Source organism: Citrobacter sp. CK195, assembly GCF_030333365.1.
Classification (GTDB): domain Bacteria; phylum Pseudomonadota; class Gammaproteobacteria; order Enterobacterales; family Enterobacteriaceae; genus Citrobacter_B; species Citrobacter_B koseri.
Window position 1 is genome coordinate 248,898 of record NZ_JAOWGB010000024.1, and the last position, 19,335, is coordinate 268,232.

Sequence of the window (19,335 nt, forward strand, 5' to 3'; positions counted from 1 at the left end):
TAGACCTCTGACAATACCTGCATAGTAAAAGGCAACAAATGTTCAAACGAATCAAAGTTATAACCTTACTGATTATCGTGTTACTCGCCCTCGGCGCGATGCAGCTTATTTCGGCGGGCGTTTTTATCAGCGCGCTCAATAACGATAAGCAAAATTTTACCGTATCGCAGCGTTCCAGCCAGAACGTCGCGGAGTTTACCGATGCCTGGATCAGCCTGAACCAGGCGCGCGTCACGCTTAACCGCGGCATGTTGCGCCTGCAAAGCAGCATGGCCAATGAGATCAACGGCGGTCAGCTAAATGAACTGGTGAAGACGGCGAATACCCTGCTGGCTGATGCGCAGCGTCATTACGATAAATATTACGCGCTGCCAGAAACGCCGGGGCTGGATGAACACCTGGCCGACCGTCTGGAAGAGCAGTACGGCATCTACTCCGCGACGCTGGCGAAAATGAATACCTTCCTTGCCGCAGGACAACTGGAAGAGATGTTCAAACAGAATGCGGAACAAAAACAGACGGCGATGCAGGACGTGTACCTGGAATGGCGTGCCGCGCAGGCCGAACTGACGAACGCGGGCATTCAACAAAATGAACAGGACTACCAGCGCATTCTGTGGATTCTGGCGGCCGTTATGCTGGCGGTTGTCGCGGTGATCGTGATTAGCTGGCTGGCAATGCAGCGTGTCTTACTTAAACCGTTGCATGATGTTATGGAACATATCCGCCATATTGCGGCAGGCGACCTGACGCGCAATATCCATACCGAAGGCAGTAATGAAATGGCGCTACTGGCGCATAACGTACATGAGATGCAGCAGGCGCTGGCGAACACGGTCAGCGTGGTACGTGAAGGCGCTGACACGATCTATACCGGTGCGGGTGAAATTGCGACAGGCAGTAGCGATCTCTCTTCGCGTACTGAACAGCAGGCCGCATCGCTGGAAGAGACTGCCGCCAGTATGGAACAACTCACCGCAACCGTGAGACAGAACGCCGACAACGCTCGTCAGGCGTCCAGCCTGGCGAAAAATGCCTCTGAGACGGCGCAGAAGGGCGGCAACGTAGTGGACGGCGTTGTGCGCACGATGGATGAAATTGCCACCAGCTCCAGCAAAATCGCGCAGATCACCAGCGTTATCGACGGTATCGCATTCCAGACCAATATCCTGGCGCTGAACGCGGCGGTGGAAGCCGCTCGCGCGGGCGAACAGGGCCGTGGCTTTGCGGTGGTCGCTGGCGAGGTGCGCACGCTGGCGCAGCGTAGCGCGCAGGCGGCGAAAGAGATCAAAACGCTGATTGATGACTCCGGTAATCGGGTCAGCGCGGGTTCCGCGCTGGTGCATGAAGCGGGAGAAACGATGGCGGAAATTGTCAGTGCGGTAACGCGTGTGACCGACATCATGGGGGAGATTGCCTCTGCATCTGATGAACAAAGTCGCGGCATTGACCAGGTTGGCCTGGCGGTGGCGGAGATGGATCGCGTGACGCAGCAGAACGCCGCGCTGGTGGAAGAGTCGGCGACTGCCGCCGTAGCGCTTGAAGAGCAGGCGGCACGTCTGACCCAGACGGTAGCAGTGTTTAAAGTTTAATCTCTGCTCCGGCCTACAGGATAATATCTTGTAGGCCGGATTAGCGCAGCGCCATCCGGCACATTATGATTGTGAAACCACGACGACGCCGGGTTTCTGCGGCCTGGCTCTGACGGCTATCACCACCCCAACAATCAGCAGCGCAATGCCGCTTACCGTTAGCAGCGGTGGAAATTCCTGGCGCAGTATAAACGTGTACAACAGGCCAGCCAGTGTTTCGAATACAATCAGCGGGCCGAGGATAACCGTCGGCAGCTTCTGACTGGCGACGTTCCAGCATAGCGCCCCCACCCACGAACAGAGCACGGCAATGGCGACCATCAGGGCGACAAAGACATCAGGCCGGGGGCCAAAGGGGAGAGGAAAGTCGGGCATCTGTTTACCCAACCAGATGCAGGCCGCAACATAACCCAGCAGCGAAACGGGAAGCGTCACTAGCGCCTGTGCTGTTGCCCACATCATCGGATGTTTATCCGGGTTTTCCCGCAGCCAGCGGGCATTACGCAACGCGTACCATGCCCAGCAGACAACGGAAACCAGCGCCAGCGCGATACCTGAACCGTAGCGCCAGCCGCTAAACTCCGGCAGCCCCTGATTCAGCTCCGCAATATTGACGCACAGCAGACCAACGCCGATGAGCGCCAGCGCAGGCGCCAGACGCCGCCAGGATAACTTACCATCTCGCTGGCTGTAGAGCAGGTTGGCAAACACCGGGATCACCACCGGCAACGTGCCGATGATCATGGTGGAAACGGGGGCTCCCGTGCGCTGGATAGCGCTCGCCAGGCAGACGTAATAGATCAGATTGCCCATCATCGTCAGCGCGAGTGCGGTTATCCAGTCTTTGCGCGTCAACTGGCGCGCACGCGCACGCCCCAGCCACGCCAGGGGCACAGCAATTAACCCCAGCGCCAGATAGCGCCCCATCGACTGCAATACCGCCGGATACTCCGGTACGATCAACGGTCCGACAAAAATCAGTCCCCACATTAACCCTGCCAGCAGGGCATACAACACGCCGCTAATCATCGTTGATATCCACATCGTTTCACATTGCGAAAAGTGTAGGCAGGAGAAATGCGCCAGTATTGTATGAGATTGCGCATTAGCGCGGATAAACCTGTTTTTGATAGCGCACTGGCGTAATGCCGTAGCGATGGGTAAAGGCGCGCGTGAGATGAGATTGATCGGTTAGCCCGGTGGCGGCCGCCACATCCGCTGCGGGCATCCCGAGCGTGAGAAACGCCTTTGCCCGCCACAGACGGATCGCCATCAGCATTTGGTGCGGCGTAACGTGGAAATGGGCCTTGAACTGACGCTGAAAATGCCAGGGGCTTAATGAGGCGACCCGCGCCAGTTCGTCAAGCGTGACCGGATGCATGTAGTTGTCGTGCAGGTAGTCCCGCACGCGCTCAAAGCGATGCCCGCCTTCCCGCACTTCCGGCGCATGGCGCGCCAGCGGCTGGAAGGTGTCGATCAGATCGAGCAGCAGCCCTTTTTGCGCCAGCGGATCCTCGGTATGCCACAGGCCGTGGATCAGCGTGCAGATCTGGCGTGAGCGCAGCGGATCGTGGCGCGTGACCTCATGAAACCACCAGTGACGAACCCCGGTCACCTCTTCCAGCAGATCGGGATCGAGATAAATCATCCGATAGCGCCAGCCGTCGGCGGTTTCCGCTTCGCCGGTATGCAGCTCATCGGGATTCATGGTGACAACGGAGTGGACGGGGGCAACGTACTGCGTGCCGCGATAGCGAAAGCGTTCGGCGCCGGCTTCAATTGCGCCGATACCGAAGGCTTCGTGGGTGTGAGGCTCGAAAGCGTAACGCGAGATATGCGCATGATACAGCTCAACCCCCGGCACCTGCGCCAGATGGCGAAAGCGGGCGCTGTCTTTCTCATCGCTAAACTGTTCGGGTACGCCTTGCACGTTGTCTCTCCCTGAAAGCCATCTGTTCATTATCAGAGATGGCCAGCAGGGATGCCACAACAATTAACCTGTTTTTAACACTTACAGGATGCTTTTGACGCTTTCCGCCAGCGAGGTTGTCGGGCGACCGATCAGTGCGCTCAGAGTATGGCTGTCGTCAAACAGGCCGCCTTTTGCGGCGCCCGCGTCAGAATCAGCCAGCATATCCGCCAGACCCGCTGGCAGGCCCACGCCTTTCAGCGCGGCGGCGAAATCGGCTTCACTCAGGTTCTGATAGACGACCTTTTTCCCGCTCTGTTTTGCCAGTTCGGCGGCTAACTGGCTCAGCGTCCAGCCTTCGTCGCCTGCCAGTTCATACACTTTACCGGCATGGCCTTCTTCGCTGATGACGCGAGCGGCTGCGGCAGCGTAATCGGCACGGGTTGCAGAGGCGATTTTGCCTTCTCCGGCCGCGCCGATAAAGACGCCGTGCTCCAGGGCCGCTGGCGCGCTCGCCAGGTAATTTTCGGTGTACCAGCCGTTGCGCAGCAGGGCGTAAGGAATGCCTGAATCCGCCAGCATTTTTTCGGTTTCCACATGTTCAACATGCAGGCCCAGCGGGGAACGGTCTGCGTGCAGCAGGCTGGTATAGGCAATGAATTTCACGTTTGCGGCTATTGCCGCGTTAATCACGTTGCGGTGCTGAGCGGCACGTTGCCCGACTTCGCTTGATGAGATCAGCAGCAATCTGTCGATGCCCTGCAACGCTGCCGTGAACGCGGCTTCGTCGCTGTAGTCTGCCTGGCGTACGGTAACGCCCAGTCGGGTTAGCGCGTCAGCTTTCGCGGGGTTACGGACAATCGCCGCAATCTGGCTGGCAGGAACGGTTTTCAGTAAGGTATCGATAACGTGTTGGCCCAGTTGGCCGGTCGCGCCGGTAATTGCAATCATGGGGGATCTCCCTGTGTTCGTCTTGTGTTTCATTAAGCTAGCACTTAAACTTACTTTTAGTAAGTACGTACAAAAAGGTAAGTGTAAAGATGACGAACCCGACGCTTTCTCAGCAGCTTCGCGATGGCAATTTGTTTGCCGAGCAGTGTCCTTCTCGCGAGGTGTTAAAGCATGTCACCAGCCGCTGGGGCGTATTAATTCTCGTGGCACTGCGTGATGGAACGCACCGCTTCAGCGATTTACGCCGCAAGATGGGCGGCGTGAGTGAAAAAATGCTGGCGCAGTCATTACAGGCGCTGGAGCAGGATGGATTTATTCATCGGGTGTCGTACCCGGTGGTGCCGCCGCATGTGGAGTACAGTCTGACGACGCTGGGTGAACAGGTGAGTGAGAAGGTCGCCGCGCTGGCAGACTGGATCGAACTCAATTTGCCGCAGGTGCTGGCACAGCGGAAAGAGCGAGCGGCATAACGGCTTGCCGGATGACGCTGCGCTTATCCGGCCTACGGCATGTCGATCGCGTAGGCCGGGTAAGGCGAAGCCGCCACCCGGCGTGGTTTTACTTACTCAAATCCAGCTGATAAATCGCAAAACCGATGTCATCGGTAGCGACTTTATTCATCGGATATTGTCCCTTCTCTTTGATAAACGCGGCAGCCTTATCGGACGGCGAGGTTTCGAAGCGGATATCCAGTTTCGTGTCGCTGTGAACTGGCGCCAGACGCCAGTTGTTGTCCGCCGCCGGGTGGATTTCCCCCGCACGCTTCGACTCCGCGCCAATCCACGCCGCCAGTACGGAGCGGTTCTCATCCGGTGATGCAAAAGCGATGTGGCTGTCGCCCGTACCGGCAAATTTGCCGCCGTAGGCGCGATAGTTATTGGTCGCGACCAGGAATATAGCGTTCGGATCGACAGGCTTGCCGTTGAAGGTCAGATTTTTAATACGTTCCGCTTGCGGATTCACCGTCTGGCATTCGCCGTCGTAGCGCGCAGGCTGCGACACATCAATCTGATACTCCACGCCGTCAATCACATCAAAGTTATAGGTGCGAAAACCGTCCCAGTTGATCAATGACTGCGGTTTACTGCTGTGGACATCAATCTGATTGAACTGCCCGGCGGAACATTCCAGCCACTCTTTTACCTCTTTGCCGCTGGCTTTTACGACGACCAGCGTATTCGGATAGAGGTAAAGATCGGCGGCGTTGCGGAAGGTAAGCTGACCTTTTTCCACTTCAACAAAGCTGGCAGGATCGTTTTTACGTCCACCGACTTTAAACGGCGCAGCGGCAGAGAGCACCGGCAGTTTCGCCAGATCCGGGTCGCCCTGAATAAAGTGTTCGACATACGCTTTCTGCGCGTTGTTCACCACCTGCACGGTAGGATCGTCCTGTACCAGCGCCAGGTAGCTGTACATGTTATCGGCGGACTTACCGAGCGGTTTGCTAACGAACTCGCGGGTGGCATCGTGGTCGGCTTTCAGGATACCCACCAGTTTTTTATCTTCTGCAGCCAGCGATTTTTTCGCGGCGGCATCGTAAATGGGCCGCGCTTCGGCTTTCGCCCCGGTCACCTGCCATTTGCCGCTGTCGTTGTTGAGCACCAGATCCACCACGCCCAGATGATCGCCCCACATACCCGGCATGACCGCCGGTACTCCGTTAAGCGTACCTTTTGCGATATCCGCGCCGTTGATATCGGCAAAATCTTTGGAAGGGAAGACCGCGTGCGCATGGCCGAACATGATGGCGTCAACGCCGGGGACTTCGCTCAGGTAATACACGGAGTTTTCCGCCATCGTCTGGTACGGATCGGCAGAAAGCCCGGAGTGGGCAATCACCACCACAACGTCGGCGCCGTTGGCGCGCATCTCCGGCACATACTGACGAGCGGTTTCGGTAATGTCGTTGACGGTGACTTTGCCGCTCAGGTTGGCTTTATCCCAGGTCATAATCTGCGGAGGGACAAAACCGATATAGCCAATTTTCAGCGTCTGCGTGTTGCCCTCTTTATCGACCACGTCAGTCTCTTTGATCAGATAAGGCGTAAACAGCGGCTTTTTGGTCTTAACGTCGATGATATTGGCATTCACGTAAGGGAATTTCGCGCCCGCCAGCGCCTTATGCAGATAGTCCAGACCGTAGTTAAATTCATGGTTACCGAGGTTGCCGACCGCATAATCCAGCGTATTCAACGCCTTGTAGACAGGGTGAATATCACCAGCTTTCAGCCCCTTTGCCGCCATGTAATCGCCCAGCGGACTCCCCTGAATAAGATCGCCGTTATCGACCAGCATGCTATTTTTGACTTCATTTCTGGCGGCGTTAATTAAACTTGCTGTGCGTACCAGTCCGAATTTTTCGGTCGCTGTATCTTTGTAATAATCGAAATCCATCATGTTGCTATGCAAATCAGTGGTTTCCATAATCCGAAGATCGACGGTCGCCGCATTCACGCTGGCGGCGATCAGCGTGGCCAGGAGCGTTGCGCTAAACTTAATCATCAGGGGCATCCTTTTTTAGATCTGAAACACAAAAGAAAATGTATATAAGTCTTGTTGCTTACAGAACTGTGAATCATGACATGAATTCAGCCATTAAAACCGCAATCGCTATCACAGATGGCGGATTCATTTACGATGGGGTATAAGTAAAACAAAGAGTTAAACGCCACTGCCATAAACGAGGTGGAGAATGCTAGAACATGTATGCCAGCTTGCACGGAATGCGGGCGATGCCATTATGCAGGTCTACGATGGAATCAAACCGATTGAAATCACCAACAAGCAGGATGATTCTCCGGTTACTGCGGCGGATATTGCCGCCCACGCGGTGATACTGGAAGGGTTACAGGCGCTGACGCCGGATATCCCGGTTTTGTCGGAAGAAGATCCGCCCTCCTGGGATGTGCGCCAGCACTGGCAGCGCTACTGGCTGGTTGACCCGTTAGACGGCACCAAAGAGTTCATCAAACGTAACGGCGAGTTTACCGTCAATATTGCGCTGATTGATAAAGGTAAACCGGTTCTGGGCGTGGTCTACGCGCCCGTCATGAAAGTGATGTACAGCGCTGCGGAAGGAAAAGCCTGGAAAGAAGAGTGCGGCGTGCGTAAACAGATTCAGGTGCGCGACGCGCGACCGCCGCTGGTGGTGATTAGCCGCTCCCATGCCGACAACGAGCTGCAAGAGTACCTGCAACAGCTGGGCGAGCATCAGACGACCTCCATCGGCTCATCGCTGAAGTTTTGTCTGGTGGCGGAAGGGCAGGCGCAGTTATATCCGCGCTTTGGGCCGACCTGCGTCTGGGACACTGCCGCAGGCCATGCCGTTGCCGCTGCGGCCGGGGCGCACGTTCACAACTGGCAGGGGAAACCCCTGGACTATACCCCGCGTGAATCGTTCCTTAACCCCGGCTTCCGGGTCTCTATCTATTAATTATTCAGCAACTTATGCAGCAGGGCGATCACCTGCTGCACCTCTGCCGGGCTTAACCCGCCGTCTTTGGCATACTGAATACGCCCGTCTTTATCGAGCACCACAATGGCGGAGCTCTCTTCTTCAAGCTGCCATGCCTTACGCGCCACGCCATTGCTGTCGACAATAAATTGTGACCAAGGATAGAGTTTTTTATTGCTCTCGATGCTGCTGCGCACAAACATGCTGGTGCCCGGAATCGCGTCGTCGGTATTGACGATAGTGGTCGTCTGGTAGCGGTCATGCGGGAGATTCGCAGATTTAATCGCTTCTATCAGCGCGGCGTTTTTCTCTTTCGCTGACGTTCGCCCGGCGATGTGCTGCAACACCCGAACTTTCCCGGGGAGCTGCGCGCTATTCCAGCTTTTGTAGCTAAACTTGTTGTTATCAAGAATCAGTTCGCCGCGATCGGCGATCCCAATCGGTGATACGCGCTGATGGGTTTCAAAGTTATGCGCGGAGGCCATCATCGGCAGTAACAGGCACGACAGCGCCAGCAGTTTACGTAAGGTCATGGGGTTTCCTTCTTTATTTTTTGCAGGTGATCCGACCACTTGGGTCTGAGGTTTAATCATATGTGCGAATGATGCTTTTTCCCGCAAGCGTGATGCCAGTTTGCGGACGGGCGCACAAATCCTGCGAAAAATGAAGACTTATACTGAAGACAGCGAATCGGTGAATAGATAATTCTGAATAACTGTAATGAAAAGGTAAATAAACTTATACACACTGGAAACATCGTAGAGATAGTCTATAGTCATATGGCATTAAAATTTGCGCCTTAGAACAGCTGGGCCGAATGTGGCACCGCAAAGGCGTAACGCTCAGCAGGAGATAACAATGAAAATTTTCCAACGGTACAACCCGCTACAGGTGGCGAAGTACGTGAAGATCCTGTTCCGTGGACGGTTATATATCAAGGACGTTGGCGCTTTTGAGTTTGATAAGGGCAAGATTCTTATCCCAAAAGTGAAGGATAAGCAGCATTTGTCTGTGATGTCCGAAGTTAACCGTCAGGTTCTGCGTCTGCAAACTGAGATGGCTTAACCAAAGTGCTATGCAGTAGTTTAAAGTAGTATAAAAAAACGGCTCCCAATGGGAGCCGTTGATGTTTCCAGGGCCGGGCATTTATGCCGGGCCTTCTTCTTTCTCTTTGCTATCCGGCAGTTTAGGGACCAGGATGCTGGTTTTGGTGTCGAGGCGCGTTACCAGTAGCTGATCGATACGGTAGTTGTCGATATCCACCACCTCAAATTTATAACCCGAGAACTTCACCGAGTCGGTGCGTTTCGGGATTTTACGCAGCATAAACATCATAAAGCCGCCGATGGTCTCGTAGTTGCCGGACTGCGGGAACTCGTCGATATCCAGCACGCGCATGACGTCGTCAATCGGCGTTCCGCCGTCGATCAGCCAGGAGTTTTCATCGCGCGCCACGATTTGTTCTTCCAGACCCTGGCCGACCAGGTCGCCCATCAGCGTGGTCATCACGTCGTTCAGCGTGATAATCCCGACCACCAGCGCGTATTCGTTCATGATCACCGCGAAGTCTTCCCCCGCCGTCTTAAAGCTTTCCAGCGCTTCAGAGAGGGTCAGGGTGTCCGGCACGATTAATGTGTTGCGGATCTGCACGCCGCTGTTAAGCGCCATACTCTGGTTTGCCAGAACGCGGTTGAGCAGATCTTTAGAATCAACGTAGCCGATGATGTGATCGATATCTTCATTACACACCAGGAATTTTGAGTGCGGATGCTCCGCGACTTTATTTTTCAGGCTTTGCTCATCTTCGTGCAGATCGAACCAGATGATGTTTTCACGCGACGTCATGGAAGACGGCACGGTACGCGATTCCAGCTCAAACACGTTTTCAATCAGCTCGTGTTCCTGCTTACGCAGCACGCCAGCAAGCGCCCCGGCTTCCACGACGGCGTAAATATCGTCCGAGGTGATATCGTCTTTACGCACCATCGGGATTTTAAACAGGCGGAAAATGCTGTTTGCCAGGCCGTTGAAGAACCACACTAAGGGGCGGAAAACGAACAGGCAGAAGCGCATCGGGTTGATGATACGCAAAGCCACGGCTTCTGGCGCAATCATACCGATGCGTTTCGGGGTTAAATCGGCGAACAGGATGAACATACCGGTAACTAACGAGAAGGAGAGCACGAAGCTTAACTGCTCGGAGAGTTCTGGCGACATATAGTTCGAGAACAACGAATGAAAGGCCGGAGAGAATGCGGCATCACCGACGATACCGCCCAGAATGGCGACAGCGTTAAGGCCAATTTGCACCACGGTAAAAAACGTCCCGGGGTTTTCCTGCATTTTCAGGATGCGTTGCGCATTGATGTTGCCTTCATCAGCCAGCAACTTGAGTTTTATCTTTCGTGAAGCGGCAAGCGAGATCTCGGATATCGAGAAGAACGCACTCACAGCGATCAGGCAGAGTATAATTAAAATACTGTTTAACATATCTTATCCGACCGTTCAGGTCAGATCCTCGGAAGGGGAAGTTGATAAATCCGTGTGATATACACATTGAAAACCGGCCCGAAGGATGTGGGCCGGTAATTTCAGTCGCTAGTATAGCGTAAGGAACTGTAAAGCCGCCAGAGGCGCTGAATTAACCTTGCGGCGGTAAGCACACGCCGATCCCGCCAATGCCGCAATAGCCATACGGATTCTTGTGCAGATACTGCTGGTGATCGTCCTCGGCATAGTAAAACGGGGTGGCGGTGTTGATCTCGGTGGTGATGTGGCGATCGTCGTTTGCCGCAGTCATCGCGCTCTGGAAACGCGCCAGGCTGGCATGTGCGGCGGCGTTCTGCTCTGGCGTTAACGGATAAATCGCCGAGCGGTACTGCGTTCCGTGATCGTTGCCCTGCTGCATACCTTGCGCCGGATCGTGATTTTCCCAGAAGACCTGCAACAATTGTTCATAGCTGATAACCTGCGGATCGTAGACGACGCGTACCGCTTCGGCGTGGCCGGTTTGCCCGGAGCAGACTTCCCGGTAGGTTGGGTTTGGCGTGTAGCCGCCGGTGTATCCCGCTGCGGTGCTGTAAACGCCAGGTAATTGCCAGAACAAACGCTCGACGCCCCAGAAGCAACCCATGGCGAAGAGGGCAATTTCCATCCCTTCGGGCACGTTTGTCATTGAGTGTCCGTTTACCGCATGTAAAGTTGCCACTGGCATCGGGGTATTGCGTCCAGGTAGGGCATCTGCTTGTGAAACAAGATGCTTTTTATCAAATAAACTCATGGGCCATTCTCCCGAAATCAGTAATTGGGGTTAAGGTTGTAACGAGACGCGTCTTTGCACACAATAGTTACAGTGAATGCGTCTAGAGTAAACATAAGAAATATTTGGGTTGTCGTCTGTTTTTCAATCCCGGTTGTTGGGTTTTTGTTAAGCCGTGGAGCGGCATTGTGATTTCCTTCCAGGGGTGGGAATAAGGGATATTCAGGAGAAAACGTGCCATATATCCGTCAGTTATGCTGGGTTAGCTTACTGTGCTTAAGCGGTTCTGCCGTAGCCGCAAACGTCCGTTTACAGGTCGAGGGGTTATCGGGCGAGCTGGAAAAAAACGTTCGTGCGCAGTTGTCTACGATTCAAAGTGATGAAGTGACGCCGGACCGGCGTTTTCGCGCGCGCGTTGATGATGCCATCCGCGAAGGGTTAAAAGCGCTGGGCTACTACGAGCCGACCATTGATTTTGAGCTGCGCCCGCCGCCGGAGAAGGGGCGTCAGGTCTTGCTCGCCAAAGTGACGCCAGGCGAACCGGTTCGCATCGGCGGAACAGAAGTGATTTTACGCGGCGGCGCGCGTACCGACAGGGATTATCTGGATTTGCTGAAAACGCGTCCGGCCATCGGAACCGTGCTGAATCATGGCGACTATGACGGCTTCAAAAAGTCATTAACCAGCGTGGCGCTACGTAAAGGCTATTTCGACAGTGAATTTAATAAAAGCCAGTTAGGCGTGTCGCTCGATCGTCATCAGGCGTTCTGGGACATCGATTACAACAGCGGCGAGCGCTATCGCTTTGGTCAGGTTACTTTTGAAGGTTCGCAGATTCGTGACGAGTATCTGCAAAACCTGATCCCGTTCAAAGAGGGAGATTACTACCAGTCGAAAGACCTGGCGGAACTGAACCGCCGTCTGTCGGCCACCGGCTGGTTTAACTCGGTCGTCGTCGCGCCTGAATTTGATAAAGCGCGCGAAACCAAAGTATTGCCGCTGCACGGCGTCATGTCGCCACGTACTGAAAACACCATTGAAACGGGCGTCGGCTACTCTACCGACGTCGGGCCGCGTGTGAAGGCGACGTGGAAAAAACCGTGGATGAACTCCTACGGCCACAGTCTGACCACCAGCGCCAGTATCTCCGCCCCGGAGCAGCAGGTCGATTTCAGCTATAAAATGCCGCTCTTAAAGAACCCGCTGGAACAATACTATCTGGTTCAGGGGGGGATTAAGCGCACCGATCTCAACGACACCGAGGCGGACTCCTCTACGCTTGCCGTTTCCCGCTACTGGGACCTTTCCAGCGGCTGGCAGCGCGCCATCAATCTGCGCTGGAGTCTCGACCACTTTACGCAGGGTAACGTCACCAACACCACCATGCTGCTCTATCCGGGCGTGATGATCAGCCGTACCCGATCGCGCGGCGGCCTGATGCCGACGTGGGGGGATTCCCAGCGTTATTCCATCGATTACTCGAACACCGCCTGGGGTTCGGACGTGGATTTCTCGGTATTTCAGGCGCAAAACGTCTGGATTCGCTCGCTGTACGATCGCCATCGCTTCGTGATGCGCGGCAACCTGGGCTGGATTGAGACCGGCGATTTCGACAAAGTGCCGCCGGATTTGCGTTTCTTCGCCGGTGGCGATCGCAGTATTCGCGGTTATAAATACAAATCTATCTCGCCGGAAGACAGTGACGGCAACCTGAAAGGGGCGTCGAAGCTGGTGACGGGCTCGCTGGAATACCAGTACAACGTGACCGGAAAATGGTGGGGGGCGATGTTCGTCGACAGCGGCGAAGCCGTCAGCGATATCCGTAAGAGCGACTTTAAAACCGGCGCTGGGGTTGGCGTGCGTTGGCAGTCTCCGGTCGGGCCGATCAAGCTCGATTTTGCCGTGCCGGTTGGTGACAAAGACGAACACGGTTTACAGTTTTACATCGGTCTGGGGCCTGAATTATGAGTTTATGGAAGAAAATAAGCCTCGGCGTACTGATTTTTATTCTGCTGCTGCTGGGAACTGTGGCGTTCCTGGTGGGCACCACGACGGGGCTGCATCTGGTCTTTAACGTGGCGAACCGCTGGGTGCCGGGGCTGGAGATCGGTCAGGTAACTGGCGGCTGGCGTGACCTGTCGCTGAAAAATATTCGTTACGATCAGCCCGGCGTGGCGGTGAATGCCGGTGAAATCCACCTGGCGGTGAAACTCGGCTGCCTGTGGGACAGCAGCCTGTGTGTTAACGATCTGTCGTTGAAGGACATCAACGTCGCCATCGACAGCAAAAAAATGCCGCCTTCCGAACCGGTGGAGGAAGAAGAGGACAGCGGGCCGCTGAATCTTTCCACGCCGTATCCCATCACGCTTTCACGCGTGGCGCTCAGCAATATCAATCTCAAAATTGATGATACGACCGTCTCGGTGATGGATTTCACCTCCGGCCTTAACTGGCAGGAGAAAACCCTGACTCTGAAGCCCACTTCGCTACAGGGGCTGCTAATCGCGCTGCCAAAAGTGGCGGAAGTGGCGCAGGAAGAGGTGGTTGAACCGAAGATTGACCATCCCCAACCGGATGAAAAGCCGCTTGGCGAGACGCTGAAGGATCTGTTCTCAAAGCCCGTGTTGCCGGAGATGGCCGATGTGCATCTGCCGCTCAACCTTAATATTGAGGAGTTCAAGGGCGAACAGCTGCGCGTGACGGGCGATACTGACCTGACGGTGCGCAACATGCTGCTGAAAGTCAGCAGCATCGACGGCAATATGAAACTGGATGCGCTGGATATCGACGCCAACCAGGGCACCGTCAATGCGACCGGAACGGCGCAGTTGACCAACTCGTGGCCGGTGGATATCACCCTCAACAGCACGCTGAATATCGATCCGCTGAAAGGCGAAAAGGTGAAGCTGAAGGTAGGCGGCGCGCTGCGTGAACAGCTGGAGATCAGCGTTAACCTCTCCGGGCCGGTGGATATGGATCTGCGCGCCCAGACGCGCCTCGCCGAGGCTGGGTTGCCGCTGAACGTCGAAGTGGCAAGCCGCCAGGTTTACTGGCCGTTTACCGGTGACAAGCAGTTCCAGGCCGACGATATCAAACTCAAACTTACCGGCAAGATGACCGACTACACGTTGTCGATGCGCACGGCGGTGAAGGGGCAGGACATTCCGCCCGCCACCATTACCCTGGATGCGAAAGGCAACGAACAGCAGATCAATCTCGATAAGCTCACCGTGGCGGCGCTGGAAGGGAAAACCGAGCTGAAAGCGCTGGTCGACTGGCAGCAGGCGATCAGCTGGCGCGGCGAACTGACGCTGGACGGCATCAACACGGCGAAAGAGATCCCGGACTGGCCTTCTACGCTTAATGGCCTGATCAAAACCCGGGGAAGCCTCTATGGCGGCAGCTGGCAGATGGATGTGCCTGAGCTGAAACTGACCGGTAACGTGAAGCAGAACAAGGTCAATGTTAACGGCTCTCTGAAGGGTAACAGCTACATGCAGTGGGTCATTCCGGGCCTGCATCTGGAGCTGGGACGCAATAGCGCCGATGTGAAAGGCGAGCTGGGCATTAAGGATCTCAATCTCGACGCCACAATTGATGCGCCGAATCTGGATAACGCGCTGCCGGGGCTGGGCGGTACCGCCAAAGGGCTGGTGAAAGTCCGTGGTACGGTCGATGCGCCGCAGCTGCTGGCGGATATCAACGCGCGCGGATTACGCTGGCAGGAGCTGTCGGTGGCGCAGGTGCGTGTGGAAGGGGACATTAAATCCACCGACCAGATCGCCGGGAATCTTGACGTTCGCGTTGAGCGGATTACGCAGCCGGACGTCAATATCAACCTCGTCACCCTGAATGCCAAAGGCAGCGAAAAGCAGCATGAACTGCAACTGCGGATTCAGGGCGAGCCGGTCTCCGGGCAGCTTGCGCTTGCGGGCAGTTTTGACCGTAAAGAAGCGCGCTGGAAAGGCACGCTCAGCAATACGCGCTTCCAGACGCCGGTGGGGCCGTGGTCGCTGACGCGCGCCATTGCGCTGGATTACCGTAATCAGGAACAGAAAATCAGCATCGGGCCGCACTGCTGGACGAACCCGAATGCGGAGCTGTGCGTACCGCAAACGATCGATGCCGGGGCAGAAGGACGGGCGGTAGTGAATCTCAACCGTTTCGATCTGGCGATGCTGAAGCCGTTTATGCCGGACGCCACGCAGGCCAGCGGCGTCTTTAGCGGGAAAGCGGATGTCGCGTGGGACACCACCAAAGAGGGGCTGCCGCAAGGGCAGGTCACGCTGTCGGGTCGTAACGTGAAGGTAACGCAACGGGTCAATGACGCGCCGTTACCGGTGGCTTTCGACACGCTGAACCTGAATGCCGATCTGCACAATAACCGGGCGCAGTTAGGCTGGATGATCCGTCTGACCAATAACGGCCAGTTCGACGGGCAGGTACAGATAACCGACCCGCAAGGGCGGCGTAATATTGGCGGTAACGTCAATATCCGCAACTTCAACCTGGCGATGGTCAACCCTGTCTTCTCGCGCGGCGAAAAAGCGGCGGGCATGTTGAACGCAAACCTGCGTCTGGGGGGCGACGTGCAAAGCCCACAGATGTTTGGTCAGCTACAGCTGAGCGGCCTGGATGTGGATGGCAACTTTATGCCGTTTGATATGCAGCCAAGCCAACTGGCGATGAATTTCAACGGTACGCGCTCAACTCTGCAAGGCGTGGTGCGCACACAGCAGGGGCAAATTAATCTGAGCGGCGACGCTGACTGGAGCCAGATAGATAACTGGCGCGCCCGCGTGGCGGCGAAAGGCAGCCGCGTGCGTATCACCGTGCCGCCGATGGTGCGGCTGGATGTTTCCCCGGATGTGGTCTTTGAGGCGACGCCGAGCCTGTTCACGCTGGATGGACGTGTGGATGTGCCGTGGGCGCGTATCGTGGTGCATGAACTGCCGGAAAGCGCGGTAGGCGTCTCCAGCGATGAAGTCATGCTCAATAACGATCTACAGCCTGAAAATCCGCAGAGCGCGTCGATTCCGATCAACAGCAACCTGATTGTCCACGTAGGGAACAACGTCCGCATGGATGCGTTTGGCCTGAAAGCGCGTCTGACCGGCGACCTGAAAGTTGCGCAGGACAAACAGGGACTGGGGCTTAACGGGCAGATCAATATTCCTGACGGGCGCTTCCATGCGTATGGTCAGGATCTGATCGTGCGTAAGGGGGAACTGTTGTTCTCTGGCCCGCCGGATCAGCCGCTGCTCAACATCGAGGCGATTCGTAATCCTGAATCGACGGAGAACGACGTCATTGCCGGGGTGCGCGTGACCGGCACTGCGGATGAGCCGAAAGCGGAAATCTTCTCCGACCCGGCGATGTCCCAGCAGGAGGCGCTGTCTTACCTGCTGCGCGGCCAGGGGCTGGAGAGCGATCAGAGCGACAGTGCGGCGATGACCTCAATGCTTGTTGGTCTGGGGGTTGCACAAAGTGGTCAGGTTGTGGGTAAAATCGGGGAGACATTTGGCGTAAGCAATCTGGCGCTGGACACGCAAGGGGTGGGCGACTCATCCCAGGTTGTGGTCAGCGGATATGTGCTGCCAGGTCTGCAAGTGAAATATGGTGTGGGTATATTTGACTCTTTGGCGACGCTCACGTTACGTTATCGCCTGATGCCTAAGCTATATCTGGAAGCAGTGTCTGGCGTAGATCAGGCACTTGATTTGCTCTATCAGTTCGAGTTTTAGCAATGCGAATATTTGTTTACGGCAGTTTACGACGCAAACAGGGCAACAGCCACTGGATGACCAACGCCCAGTTGCTGGGCGATTACAGTATCGATAACTACCAGTTGTATAGCCTGGGCCACTATCCAGGCGCAGTTCCGGGAAACGGATCGGTACACGGTGAAGTTTATCGTATTGATAACGCCACGCTGGCCGAACTTGATGCCTTGCGCACCAGGGGCGGCGAATATGCACGCCAGTTAATCCAGACACCGTACGGAAGCGCATGGATGTATGTGTACCAACGTCCGGTCGAAGGGTTAACGCTGATTGAAAGCGGTAACTGGTTAGACAGAGACCAGTGCTGATAAAAAAACACGCCACCTTCGGGTGGCGTTGTTTTATGTGGTGCCATAATCATGCTGCGGATGCTTGATGGCGCTGCGTCCTTCACCACCGCCACTGGAGGTGGCTTAGGATGGATAAAAAAAAGACCCTCAATAAATGAGGATCTCCAATAGTGACGTTGGCCTTAACGCGAAAACGAACTTATTTCTTCGCTGCGCGCTCGAAGGAAGCAACGATTTCAGCTTTAGCCGCTTCAGCGTTGTCCCAGCCGTCAACTTTCACCCATTTGCCTTTTTCGAGGTCTTTGTAGTGCTCGAAGAAGTGCGTGATCTGCGCTTTCAGCAGTTCCGGCAGGTCGTTCACGTCGTTGATGTGATCGTATTCTTTGCTCAGTTTGGTGTGCGGTACGGCAACCAGCTTCGCATCTTCACCGGATTCGTCGGTCATTTTCAGAACGCCAACCGGACGGCAACGGATCACAGCACCCGGTTGCAGCGGATACGGCGTCGGGACCAGAACATCTACCGGATCGCCATCCAGAGACAGGGTGTTGTTGATGTAGCCGTAGTTGCACGGATAGAACATCGCGGTGGACATGAAGCGGTCAACGAACAGTGCGCCGCTCTCTTTGTCAACTTCGTATTTGATCGGATCTGCGTTAGCCGGGATCTCAATAACAACGTAGATATCTTCCGGCAGATCTTTACCCGCAGGGACGTTGAGTAAGCTCATGTCTGTTTCCTTTAAATATATATGGCAAACAAGTGGCGAGTATTATAGCCAACTCGCGCTGAAAGTCTCCGCTTGTTTTCGTCTTCTTTCCCCTCCGGCTGCGATTTTCAGACGGTTTACGTGACAGGAAAATCCATAACAACAGCTGCTTTTTTCATAGGCGAATGAAAGCGATTACAAAGTTGTGATTAACCTTTTATTTACTTTTTTGAAGTGTGATGTAACGCAATCCGTTACATCACCTATTGTCTATAGTTTTCCTCGCGAATGCTTTTCACCCAACAATAACCTGGGCTACGAGGACATCATTATGTGGAAGCGCTTACTTTTAGTCACAGCAGTTTCGGCAGCCATGTCGTCTATGGCAATGGCCGCCCCCTTAACCGTAGGATTTTCGCAGGTCGGCTCTGAGTCCGGCTGGCGCGCCGCCGAAACCAACGTGGCGAAGAGCGAGGCCGAAAAACGCGGCATCACGCTGAAAATTGCCGACGGTCAGCAAAAACAGGAAAACCAGATTAAAGCCGTACGCTCATTTGTCGCTCAGGGCGTGGACGCCATCTTTATTGCGCCAGTGGTCGCGACAGGCTGGGAACCGGTCTTAAAAGAAGCCAAAGATGCGGAAATTCCGGTCTTTCTGCTCGACCGCTCCATTGATGTTAAAGACAAATCGCTCTATATGACCACCGTCACCGCCGACAACGTGCTGGAAGGCAGATTGATCGGCGACTGGCTGGTAAAAGAGGTGGATGGCAAGCCGTGTAACGTTGTTGAGCTGCAAGGCACCGTTGGGGCCAGCGTGGCGATCGACCGTAAGAAAGGGTTTGCCGAAGCCATCGCCAAAGCGCCAAACATCAAAATCATCCGCTCTCAGTCTGGCGACTTTACCCGTAGTAAAGGGAAAGAGGTGATGGAGAGCTTTATCAAAGCGGAAAACAACGGCAAAAACATCTGCATGGTTTACGCCCATAACGACGACATGGTGATCGGCGCGATCCAGGCGATTAAAGAAGCGGGCCTGAAGCCGGGCAAAGATATTCTGACGGGCTCTATCGACGGCGTGCCGGATATCTATAAAGCGATGATTGATGGCGAAGCCAATGCCAGCGTTGAACTGACGCCGAACATGGCCGGGCCCGCTTTCGATGCGCTGGAGAAATACAAAAAAGACGGCACGATGCCTGAGAAGCTGACCATCACCAAATCGACGCTGTACCTGCCTGACACCGCAAAAGAAGAGTTAGAGAAGAAGAAAAACATGGGCTACTGATTTTGCTGTTGGTCTTCTGTAGGCCGGATAAGGCGTTACGCCGCCATCCGGCATTTATTGCCTGATGGCGCTGCGCTTATCAGGCCTACGGAAAGGCCGC

16 protein-coding genes are annotated in these 19,335 nt (G+C 55.1%); 8 read left to right on the top strand and 8 right to left on the bottom strand.

Annotated features, from left to right (window positions below):
- The first annotated feature begins 38 nt into the window (after positions 1–38).
- Complete coding sequence (locus OGX93_RS12375; protein ID WP_134769840.1) at positions 39–1,592, top strand: methyl-accepting chemotaxis protein; 1,554 nt, start codon at positions 39–41, stop codon at positions 1,590–1,592.
- 63 nt (positions 1,593–1,655) lie between these two features.
- Here the strand turns inward: OGX93_RS12375 and OGX93_RS12380 are convergent, their stop codons facing one another.
- The 3 genes from OGX93_RS12380 to OGX93_RS12390 form a co-directional block, all read right to left on the bottom strand.
- The gene (locus OGX93_RS12380; RefSeq protein WP_286449916.1) at positions 1,656–2,621 is read right to left on the bottom strand and encodes a DMT family transporter; all 966 of its coding nucleotides are present in this window, start codon (positions 2,619–2,621) and stop codon (positions 1,656–1,658) included.
- Between the two features lie 76 nt (positions 2,622–2,697).
- Positions 2,698–3,522, bottom strand: a complete 825-nt coding sequence (locus OGX93_RS12385) for an AraC family transcriptional regulator (RefSeq protein ID WP_286449915.1) — start codon at positions 3,520–3,522, stop codon at positions 2,698–2,700.
- An 81-nt stretch (positions 3,523–3,603) separates the two neighbouring features.
- On the bottom strand, positions 3,604–4,452 hold the full coding sequence (locus OGX93_RS12390) for an SDR family oxidoreductase (protein WP_024130785.1): 849 nt from the start codon (positions 4,450–4,452) through the stop codon (positions 3,604–3,606).
- Between the two features lie 89 nt (positions 4,453–4,541).
- Here OGX93_RS12390 and OGX93_RS12395 point away from each other — a divergent pair, with 89 nt between their 5' ends.
- The gene (locus tag OGX93_RS12395) at positions 4,542–4,922 is read left to right on the top strand and encodes a winged helix-turn-helix transcriptional regulator (RefSeq protein ID WP_012134394.1); all 381 of its coding nucleotides are present in this window, start codon (positions 4,542–4,544) and stop codon (positions 4,920–4,922) included.
- Between the two features lie 88 nt (positions 4,923–5,010).
- On the opposite strand, the gene OGX93_RS12400 is transcribed toward OGX93_RS12395, so the two are convergent.
- A complete protein-coding gene (locus tag OGX93_RS12400; RefSeq protein WP_286449914.1) occupies positions 5,011–6,954 on the bottom strand; it encodes a bifunctional 2',3'-cyclic-nucleotide 2'-phosphodiesterase/3'-nucleotidase in 1,944 nt (647 codons plus the stop codon).
- A 190-nt stretch (positions 6,955–7,144) separates the two neighbouring features.
- On the opposite strand from OGX93_RS12400, the gene cysQ reads away from it, so the two are divergent.
- Positions 7,145–7,885 (top strand): 3'(2'),5'-bisphosphate nucleotidase CysQ, encoded by a 741-nt coding sequence (gene cysQ / locus OGX93_RS12405; RefSeq protein ID WP_049010955.1) that lies wholly within the window; start codon positions 7,145–7,147, stop codon positions 7,883–7,885.
- Here cysQ and OGX93_RS12410 read toward each other — a convergent pair.
- Positions 7,882–8,439 carry a YtfJ family protein gene (locus OGX93_RS12410; protein WP_024130783.1) on the bottom strand — a complete coding sequence of 186 codons (558 nt, stop codon included), beginning with the start codon at positions 8,437–8,439 and terminating at the stop codon, positions 7,882–7,884. The genes cysQ and OGX93_RS12410 overlap by 4 nt on opposite strands.
- A gap of 325 nt (positions 8,440–8,764) precedes the next feature.
- Between OGX93_RS12410 and OGX93_RS12415 the strand changes: the two genes are divergently transcribed.
- Positions 8,765–8,971, top strand: a complete 207-nt coding sequence (locus tag OGX93_RS12415; protein WP_004857160.1) for a DUF1107 domain-containing protein — start codon at positions 8,765–8,767, stop codon at positions 8,969–8,971.
- A gap of 81 nt (positions 8,972–9,052) precedes the next feature.
- Here OGX93_RS12415 and paeA read toward each other — a convergent pair whose 3' ends face one another.
- The gene (paeA, locus tag OGX93_RS12420) at positions 9,053–10,396 is read right to left on the bottom strand and encodes a polyamine export protein PaeA (protein ID WP_012134390.1); all 1,344 of its coding nucleotides are present in this window, start codon (positions 10,394–10,396) and stop codon (positions 9,053–9,055) included.
- Positions 10,397–10,547: 151 nt separating this feature from the next.
- Positions 10,548–11,186, bottom strand: coding sequence for a peptide-methionine (S)-S-oxide reductase MsrA (gene msrA, locus OGX93_RS12425; protein WP_024130782.1), 639 nt, complete (start codon positions 11,184–11,186; stop codon positions 10,548–10,550).
- A 213-nt stretch (positions 11,187–11,399) separates the two neighbouring features.
- Between msrA and tamA the strand changes: the two genes are divergently transcribed.
- The 3 genes from tamA to OGX93_RS12440 are packed head-to-tail and all read left to right on the top strand — an operon-like array spanning position 11,400 to position 17,256.
- Positions 11,400–13,133 (top strand): autotransporter assembly complex protein TamA, encoded by a 1,734-nt coding sequence (gene tamA, locus OGX93_RS12430; protein WP_012134388.1) that lies wholly within the window; start codon positions 11,400–11,402, stop codon positions 13,131–13,133.
- Positions 13,130–16,909 carry an autotransporter assembly complex protein TamB gene (gene tamB / locus OGX93_RS12435; RefSeq protein ID WP_286449913.1) on the top strand — a complete coding sequence of 1,260 codons (3,780 nt, stop codon included), beginning with the start codon at positions 13,130–13,132 and terminating at the stop codon, positions 16,907–16,909. The genes tamA and tamB overlap by 4 nt, the downstream gene beginning before the upstream one ends.
- Before the next feature lie 2 nt (positions 16,910–16,911).
- A complete protein-coding gene (locus OGX93_RS12440) occupies positions 16,912–17,256 on the top strand; it encodes a gamma-glutamylcyclotransferase family protein (protein ID WP_012134386.1) in 345 nt (114 codons plus the stop codon).
- Between the two features lie 181 nt (positions 17,257–17,437).
- Here the strand turns inward: OGX93_RS12440 and ppa are convergent, their stop codons facing one another.
- The gene (gene ppa, locus OGX93_RS12445) at positions 17,438–17,968 is read right to left on the bottom strand and encodes an inorganic diphosphatase (RefSeq protein WP_012134382.1); all 531 of its coding nucleotides are present in this window, start codon (positions 17,966–17,968) and stop codon (positions 17,438–17,440) included.
- A gap of 310 nt (positions 17,969–18,278) precedes the next feature.
- On the opposite strand from ppa, the gene ytfQ reads away from it, so the two are divergent.
- A complete protein-coding gene (gene ytfQ / locus OGX93_RS12450; RefSeq protein ID WP_012134381.1) occupies positions 18,279–19,235 on the top strand; it encodes a galactofuranose ABC transporter substrate-binding protein YtfQ in 957 nt (318 codons plus the stop codon).
- Positions 19,236–19,335: the final 100 nt, after the last annotated feature.